The 7,313-nt window shown below is 72.0% G+C and carries 7 protein-coding genes; 3 read left to right on the top strand and 4 right to left on the bottom strand.

Features of this window, described 5'->3' with window-relative positions:
- Window positions 1-176: 176 nt before the first annotated feature.
- A complete protein-coding gene (locus tag ABT336_RS26235) occupies window positions 177-482 on the bottom strand; it encodes a hypothetical protein (RefSeq protein ID WP_350900096.1) in 306 nt (101 codons plus the stop codon).
- 131 nt (window positions 483-613) lie between these two features.
- Here ABT336_RS26235 and ABT336_RS26230 point away from each other — a divergent pair, with 131 nt between their 5' ends.
- Window positions 614-1,669: a TatD family hydrolase gene (locus tag ABT336_RS26230; RefSeq protein WP_350900094.1), complete on the top strand. Its 1,056-nt coding sequence runs from the start codon at window positions 614-616 to the stop codon at window positions 1,667-1,669.
- Between the two features lie 258 nt (window positions 1,670-1,927).
- Here ABT336_RS26230 and ABT336_RS26225 read toward each other — a convergent pair whose 3' ends face one another.
- The 3 genes from ABT336_RS26225 to ABT336_RS26215 form a co-directional block, all read right to left on the bottom strand.
- A complete protein-coding gene (locus ABT336_RS26225; RefSeq protein ID WP_350900092.1) occupies window positions 1,928-2,872 on the bottom strand; it encodes a hypothetical protein in 945 nt (314 codons plus the stop codon).
- A gap of 28 nt (window positions 2,873-2,900) precedes the next feature.
- Complete coding sequence (locus ABT336_RS26220) at window positions 2,901-4,097, bottom strand: hypothetical protein (RefSeq protein ID WP_350900090.1); 1,197 nt, start codon at window positions 4,095-4,097, stop codon at window positions 2,901-2,903.
- A 202-nt stretch (window positions 4,098-4,299) separates the two neighbouring features.
- Window positions 4,300-5,271, bottom strand: coding sequence for a hypothetical protein (locus ABT336_RS26215; protein ID WP_350900088.1), 972 nt, complete (start codon window positions 5,269-5,271; stop codon window positions 4,300-4,302).
- 158 nt (window positions 5,272-5,429) lie between these two features.
- Between ABT336_RS26215 and rsmA the strand changes: the two genes are divergently transcribed.
- Window positions 5,430-6,302 carry a 16S rRNA (adenine(1518)-N(6)/adenine(1519)-N(6))-dimethyltransferase RsmA gene (gene rsmA, locus ABT336_RS26210; RefSeq protein ID WP_350900086.1) on the top strand — a complete coding sequence of 291 codons (873 nt, stop codon included), beginning with the start codon at window positions 5,430-5,432 and terminating at the stop codon, window positions 6,300-6,302.
- Window positions 6,303-6,412: 110 nt separating this feature from the next.
- The coding region (locus ABT336_RS26205) for a 4-(cytidine 5'-diphospho)-2-C-methyl-D-erythritol kinase (RefSeq protein WP_350900084.1) at window positions 6,413-7,313 on the top strand (901 nt) is incomplete at its 3' end.

Below are 7,313 nucleotides of genomic sequence, written 5' to 3'. Positions count from 1 at the left end.
GCGGGGGCCGGGGCCGGCCGCTGCCCGGGGCGGGGGCCCCGCCGCTGGGTCTGCCCGGCCTGCCCGGACCCGAGCCGCTCAGAGCCGGTACGGAAAGCCGACCACCCGGTCGTCGGTGACCTCGGTGGCCGGCGCCCACATCTCGTGGACACCCCGTTCGTGGCACTGGGTGCCGGTCACCGCCACGCTGCCCGGGGCGGGTCGACACCACCGCAGCCGGAGTCAGCCCGACTCCTCCCGGAGCACCTGGCAGGGGACCTGACGCCAGTGGCGTACCGGAGTCGGCGGGCCGCCGTCTCCACCGGGTAGCGGGCGGCCCAGGTCATCGCCTGCAGGTCGACGAGGTCCCGGGTGACGAACTCGGGGATCAGCTGGTCGTTGCTGGGCGCGAACCCGGTGCCGAGGACCGGAGCGCCGAGGCGTTCCGAGGCCCCGTCGGGCTGGCCGGTGGGCTTCTTGATCGTTGGCTGTTTACCTACCACCTTCTCGGCGTGTCGGGTAGGTCAACCGCCAACGATCAGGAGAACCGCGTCTCGGGTCGGGTGGGCGATCAGTGGGGGGCGTCGTGGGGTGGGGGCGTCGTGGGGTGGGGGTGGTGTGTGATCCTCGCCAGGTGACCAGTGAGCCGACCGAGTCCCGCAAGCAGCGTGCCGCCCGCCGGGCAGGCGAGTTCCCGCCCCCTCCCGAGCCGCTGCCGGTGGCCGTACCGGACAGCCACACGCACCTCGACATCACCGTGACCGAGGCAGGGGTTCCCGGCGTACCCTCGGGGCCGTCGAGCGCGCCCGAAGACGCGGCGGCCACCCTCGACGCGGCGGCGAGCAGCGGGGTGGCCGGGGCCGCCGCGAACGCCGTGGCGACGACCGGGGCGCTGGCCGCTGTGGACCCCCTCGCCGCCGCCGAGGCGGTGGCGGTGGCCGACTCGGGGCTGCTGACCGACCCGGTCGAGGCGATCGTGCAGGTGGCCGCCGCCGTCGGGGTGGACCGGCTGGTCCAGGTCGGGGTGGACGTCGAGTCGTCCCGGTGGGGGGTGGAGGTCGCCGGGCGACACCGGGCGGTCGTGGCCACCGTCGCCCTGCACCCGAACGAGGCCCCCCGCCTGGCGGACCTGGACGCCGCCCTGCGGGAGATCGAGACCCTGGCGGCGCAGGATCGGGTACGCGGGATCGGCGAGACCGGAATGGACTTCTTCCGCACCGGCGAGGAGGGACGGGCGGTCCAGGAGGAGAGCTTCCGGGCGCACATCGCCATCGCCAAGCGGTACGACAAGACCCTCGTCGTCCACGACCGGGACGCCCACGCCGACGTCCTGCGGATCCTCGACGACGAGGGCGCTCCGACCACAGTGGTCCTGCACTGCTTCTCCGGTGACGCCGAGTTCGCCGCCGAGTGTGTCCGCCGGGGTTACCTGCTGAGCTTCGCCGGGACCGTCACCTTCGCCAGCGCCAACGCCCTCCGGGCGGCCGCCGCCCTGACCCCGCCGGAGCAGCTGCTTGTGGAGACGGACGCGCCGTACCTGACCCCGACCCCGCACCGGGGGCGGCCGAACGCGTCGTACCTGATCCCGTTGACTGTCCGGTCGCTGGCCGCGACGACCGGTCTCGACCTGGAGACCCTCTGCCGTCACCTGTCGGCGAACGGGGAGCGCGCCTTCGGCCCCTGGCGCTGACCGCCACCTGCCACCGTCACTGCGCGGCGGTGAGAGGGGAACCCTGCTATACCGCAGGCGTTAACGGGGGGCCCTTCCTTACTTCAGGTGGGTGAGGAAGGTGCGCCAGGTGGTGGGACCGACCGGCGCTGCTGGCCCACCTGACCCTCCTGCGGGAGGAGGCGACGGCTCAGCTCGCCCGGCTCGGACAGTCGATCCCGGTGGCGGCCCTCGACGACAGGTTCGTCGGATGGGCCCGACGGCGGGGGTAGTCCGTGCCTAGCCGAGCACCCGGCCCGTCGCCTGGGCCAGCCGGCCCGGCCGGGGCAGGCCGGAGCGGGTGGCGGGGGCCACGACGGACGGGGAGGTGGACCGGGGACTCCCGCCGTCGAGGCGGAGGGCTGCCAGCCCGGCGACTGTGTGAGCTGTCGACGGGACCGCAGCCGACGGCCGCTCCCACCCCGGGTTCGGGTAACCCGGGGGCGACGTCGATTCCGCCTGGTAGAGCGGGGGGGTGAGCGGGGTGAAGGTGTGCCTGTTCGTCGGACTCGGCACGAAGCTCGCCGGGTCGGCCCGGTCCGGCGGGTTCCTGGTGTTCTCCAGGATCCAGTCGTACCGTTCGGCGAGGGCCGAGTCCGGGGCCATGTTCCTCGGCCGCCATCCCAGCTCCACCCAGGTGGCCAGTTCGTGGTCGCTGATCCGGTGCCGCTCCGGCTCGGCGAGTCGCGCCCCGATCGGGACGGAGACCCTGTCGATCGTCTGTCGGCCCGACGAGTTCGTCACGAGCCTGCTGATGGTCCTGGCCCGGACCACTGTCACGTACTGCTCGGAGGTGTCGTCCCGGCAGGGTTCCCGGTTCTGCGCGGCGCAGCGCGACAGGCACTCCTTCGCGGTGACTGCATAGACCTCGGAGCTGAACTCCCGTCCGCTCCCGGTCTCCCTGGCGAACCAGGAGGAGTTCGGCGGCAGACGACCGTCCGACTCCAGCTCGGAACGGATCAGCACGGGCATGTCCGGCGGGCCGAGATACTCGCTGCTGTCGGGTGAGTTCCACTTCTGGATGGCCTCGACCGTGCGCCGTTCGGAGGCGTGCGGCTCCCAGGACCGAGGACGGTGAGGGCCGGAGTGGCGGGCACTGAATCGGAGATACTCCTCCATGAACGCGATCCAGTCGGTGTCGTCCCAGGTGTTCGAGGGTTGAGCCGTCACGCGTAGGCCAGGCATCTGTTCCGGTCCTCTCGGGTGGTGGACCCTACCGGCCCCGTCCGGCGTTCGGGTTCCCCGGGTTGGGGACGGGTCGCCGTTGGACGGGTCGTCCGGAGTTGGTGGTGCCGAGCGGGGCACCTGTCCGGGTCGAATAGCCATTCACCCGTGCCTCGGCTGCGGCGAGGGTCTCGGCGGTGGGAGCCGACAGGGGTCGGATCGTGGGGGACGGTGGGGCGGTGGGTGTCCGGGCCGTGGGAGACGGTGAGGCGGTGGGTGTCCGGGCCACTGGGGACGTCGGGGTGGTCGGCGTCCGGGTCGCTGAGGACGGTCGGGACTGTTGCGACTCCGAATAGCTCGGCGGGGACCAGGTGGGGTACTCCGAGTAGGTCGGCGGCTGCACGGGCTGCGCCTGGGGGGGCTGGGGTCGCTGCGGCTGGAACAACCCGGGGTTGGCGGCCACGAGCCTGCGTTCGTAGGCGGCCTCGTCCGGGGCTTGTTCCCAGGGGCTGCGGGTCTCCTGATACAGCGGGGTGGTGGACGGACGGAAGGTGGACGGTCGGTCCGGACCTGGTACGAACGTCTGCAGATTGTGGTAGTTCAGCGGGGTGAGATCGCTTTCGGCCACCCAGGCCTGCCGTGCGGCCAGCCTCGGGTTCGAGTGGATGTTGCTCGGCGGTGTCCACCCGTTGCGCTTCCAGGTCCGCAGCTCGTGGTCGTCGATGTCGAACTGGTGCGGGTTGAAGAGCCGTCGCCCGACCGGGACCGAGAAGTACTGACGGGTCTTGATCTTGAAGTTCTTCGGGTCCTTGGCCCACAGCCTGCTGAACGTTCGGGGGCGAACGACGATGACCGGCACCCGCTGGAAATCCGTTTCTCTGGGCGCTCGGCCCTCCTGCATGCACCGGTTCAGATAGACGTGTGCGGCCCTGGCGTAGACGTTCGAGCTGACCTGGAGATTCCCGTCTCTGTCATGCCGGACGAACTCGGACGTCCCCTGGTCCAGAAAGTTGTCCTTCTTGAGAAGACCGCGCACCGTCATGGGCATGTTCGGCGGACCCAGCCACTGCCCGCTCTCCTTGTCGGTCCACTCGCGTAGGGCTCGAATGGCCCGCTCGTCCCGAGGGATCGGCGTGTAGCCCCTGAGGTTGCCGGCAGTGAGTCCCTTGTTGCGCGCGTTCATGAAACTGCTGACGAAGGCGATCCAGTCGTCGTCGGTCCAGGCTGTGGGCTGTGTTGGGGGCATGCTCCCGTCCCTCCGGCTGTGCACTGCGTTGTAGGGGAGTGACGGACCTGGTCGGCATCGGTTCGTATATGTGATCTATGTCACATGTGTCGTGGGCAGGGGTTCCGGCCGATTCCGGCGGAGACCTGTCGTCACGGACGGTGACCGTGCCGTCCGGCCGTACGCCCGGAAGTCCGTTCTTGTCGGTGTGATCCGACCGTGGTCACCGTCTCGCAGTCCGGGGCCCGACGGTGGTCGGAAAGGTGGGCCGGGTGGGTGACGGGGTGCCGGTCGTGGACCCGGAGTCGGATTCCTGCGCGAGGGGACGTCGCGTCTCGGTGGCCCTGAGGTGCGCCGCCGTGACCCGGTCCGGCGGGGGCGTGGTCGACGGGACGGAACCGGGGAAAGGCGGGGAGTAGGCCGGCAGTTCCTCCGACGGCGGCAGCTCCCCCGGCGGCGGAGCCTGCGGGCGGTAGTCGGGGGCGAGTTCGTCCGGGGGAGGGAGACTCGGTGCGAGATGGGGCGGCAACCCCCTCGGCACGAAGGTGTCCGGGCGGGACGGGTCCGGCAGGAACGTCTCCGGGAGGTGGGGGTTCGGCTCGTGGAGTCGGGAGTTCCGGATCCACCTGGCCCGGTCGTGCAGTGGGCTGCCCGCAGGGGCGAACCTCCCGTCGAGGCCGAAACCGACGAGCACCCTGATCTCACCGTCGGTCAGGCGGCCCTCACGGAGTCGTCGCCCCATGTTGATCTTGTCCTTCTTCTCGACGAACACCACGTCGCCATTGCGGTCGTACCGATGGACGTTGAAGCGGACCTCGCACCTCCCGTCCTTCCTCGGTAGCCGACCCTTCCTCCTGCAGTGTCCGAGGAAGGTCTCCAGTGCCCGGGTGTAGGTCGCCTCCGTGTACGCGTGACCGCCGTCGGGTTCGTGGTGACGGAGAAATGCGGACTCGGCGGGAAGGACCCTCTTGTCGATCAGGAACGTGCGGAGGCGGAACGGCATCGACGAATGGCCGAGATACTCCGGATCCCTGTCGTCCCGCCAGCGGTCCAGGAGGGCGGACACATCCTCGTCGGCGTCGACAGTGGCGAACGGCTCGCCGTCCTCCTCCCGGAAGGCGATCCTCCTCCCGGTGTAGTCAGTGAGGAGCCGTCTCGTGCAGTCGAGCCACTCCTCGCCCGTCCGAGGGATCATCGTGGGGGTGCCTCTCCGCTGCGGTGCCGTCCTGCGTCACCGGCTTGACGGAAACGAGACGGGAGAGGTTCGGCGGTGATCGATGATGTGGGTCACATGGTGGCAGGGGTGAGCCGTGGTCGAGGGCGGCCCGGCGGCGGGCCGTACGCTGTCGGGTCATGGCCGTAGACCTGCTCGGCCCGGCGCAGATCCGGGAACTCGCCGCCCGACTGGGCGTGGCACCGACCAAGAAGCTCGGCCAGAACTTCGTCCACGACCCGAACACCGTCCGCCGGATCGTCGCCGCCGCCGGGCTCACCGGCGACGACGTCGCCCTGGAGGTCGGCCCCGGGCTCGGCTCCCTCACCCTGGCCCTGCTTCCCGTCGCCGCCGGGGTGCACGCCGTCGAGATCGACCCCACCCTGGCCGCCGCCCTCCCCGAGACCGCCGCCCGGCACGCCGGCCCGTACGCCGACCGGCTCCGGGTGCACCGGGCCGACGCCGTCCGGGTCACCGCCGCCGACCTCACCGACCCGGCCCCCACCACGCTGGTGGCGAACCTGCCGTACAACGTCGCCGTCCCGGTGGTCCTGCACCTGCTCGCCGAACTGCCCAGCCTGCGCAGCGGACTGGTGATGGTGCAGAAGGAGGTCGCCGACCGGCTCGTCGCCGGCCCCGGCTCCAAGGTGTACGGCATCCCCTCGGTCAAACTCGCCTGGTACGCCGACGCCCGCCCCGCCGGACGGGTCCCCCCGAACGTGTTCTGGCCGGTGCCCAACGTCGACTCCGGGCTCGTCGCCTTCACCCGGCGCGAACCACCCCGACCCGACGTACCCCGCAAGCAGGTCTTCGCCGTGGTCGACGCCGCCTTCGCCCAACGCCGCAAGACCCTCCGGGCCGCCCTCGCCGGGTGGGCCGGTGGGGCGGACCGGGCCGCCGCCGCCCTCGTCGCCGCCGGGGTCGACCCGTCCGCGAGGGGCGAGTCACTCACCGTGGACCAGTTCGCCGCCGTCGCCGCGTCGGCCCCGACCGCCGCCCCGGCCGCCCAGTAGGCTGACGCGGTGCCCGCCGAGGAGGTGTCAGTGCCCCCCCAGACTCCCGCCGAGGAGCCGACAGTGGACCGACAGTTGGACGACCGGTCGCGCCTGCGGGACGTCGTCCCGTGACCGAGCCCTGGCGCCCGGACGAGGACGGGCAGCGACGAGGAGCCAGCGGCCCGGTCCGGGTACGCGTCCCCGCCAAGGTCAACCTGCACCTCGGGGTGGGACCCCTGCGCCGTGACGGCTTCCACGAGCTGAACACCGTCTACCACGCCATCTCCATCTTCGACGAGCTGACCGCCCGCCGAGGCGACACCCTCAGCCTGACCATGGAGGGCGAGGGCACCGGCGAACTGGCCCTCGACGACACCAACCTGGTCCTGCGGGCCGCCCACGCCCTCGCCGGATACGCGGGCGTCATGCCGCACGCCCGACTCCACCTCCGCAAGCAGATCCCCCTCGCCGGAGGGCTCGCCGGAGGCAGCGCCGACGCCGCCGCCACCCTCGTCGCCTGCGACGCCCTCTGGGGCACCGGCCTCACCCGGGAGGAACTCGCCACGGTCGCCGCCGACCTCGGTTCCGACGTGCCGTTCCTGCTGCACGGCGGCACCGCGCTGGGCACCGGCCGAGGCGAGACCGTCAGCCCCGTCCTGGCCCGCCCCACCTCCTGGTACTGGGTCGTCGCCATCGCCGACGGGGGCCTGTCCACGCCCGAGGCGTACCGGGAGATCGACCGGCTCCGCGACAGCGGCGCGGCCGGTCCGCCCCTGGGCAGCACCGACGGCCTCCTGGCGGCGCTGCGCCAACGCGACCCCCGGGTCCTCGCCGCCACCCTCGGCAACGACCTCCAGGACGCCGCCCTGGCGATGCGCCCCGCCCTCGCCGACACCCTCAAGGCCGGTCAGGCCGCCGGGGCGCTCGGCGGCCTCGTCTCCGGCTCCGGCCCCACCTGCGTCTTCCTCGCCGCCGACGCCGCCGACGCCGACCGGATCGCCGCCGAGATCGAAGCCGCCGAGGTCTGCC

The sequence above is a fragment of the Micromonospora sp. NPDC000207 genome, from assembly GCF_040300925.1.
Lineage (GTDB): Bacteria > Actinomycetota > Actinomycetes > Mycobacteriales > Micromonosporaceae > Micromonospora.
The sequence above is the reverse complement of the archived record's forward strand: the minus strand, read 5'-3'. Positions and strand labels throughout refer to the sequence as shown.

What these genes read in the sequence shown, in the direction of transcription:
- ABT336_RS26225 (WP_350900092.1), bottom strand. Translation starts at nt 2,872, where the DNA reads ATGCCTGGCCTACGCGTGACGGCTCAACCCTCGAACACCTGGGACGAC.
- ABT336_RS26220 (WP_350900090.1), bottom strand. Translation starts at nt 4,097, where the DNA reads ATGCCCCCAACACAGCCCACAGCCTGGACCGACGACGACTGGATCGCC.
- ABT336_RS26215 (WP_350900088.1), bottom strand. Translation starts at nt 5,271, where the DNA reads ATGATCCCTCGGACGGGCGAGGAGTGGCTCGACTGCACGAGACGGCTC.
- rsmA (WP_350900086.1), top strand. Translation starts at nt 5,430, where the DNA reads ATGGCCGTAGACCTGCTCGGCCCGGCGCAGATCCGGGAACTCGCCGCC.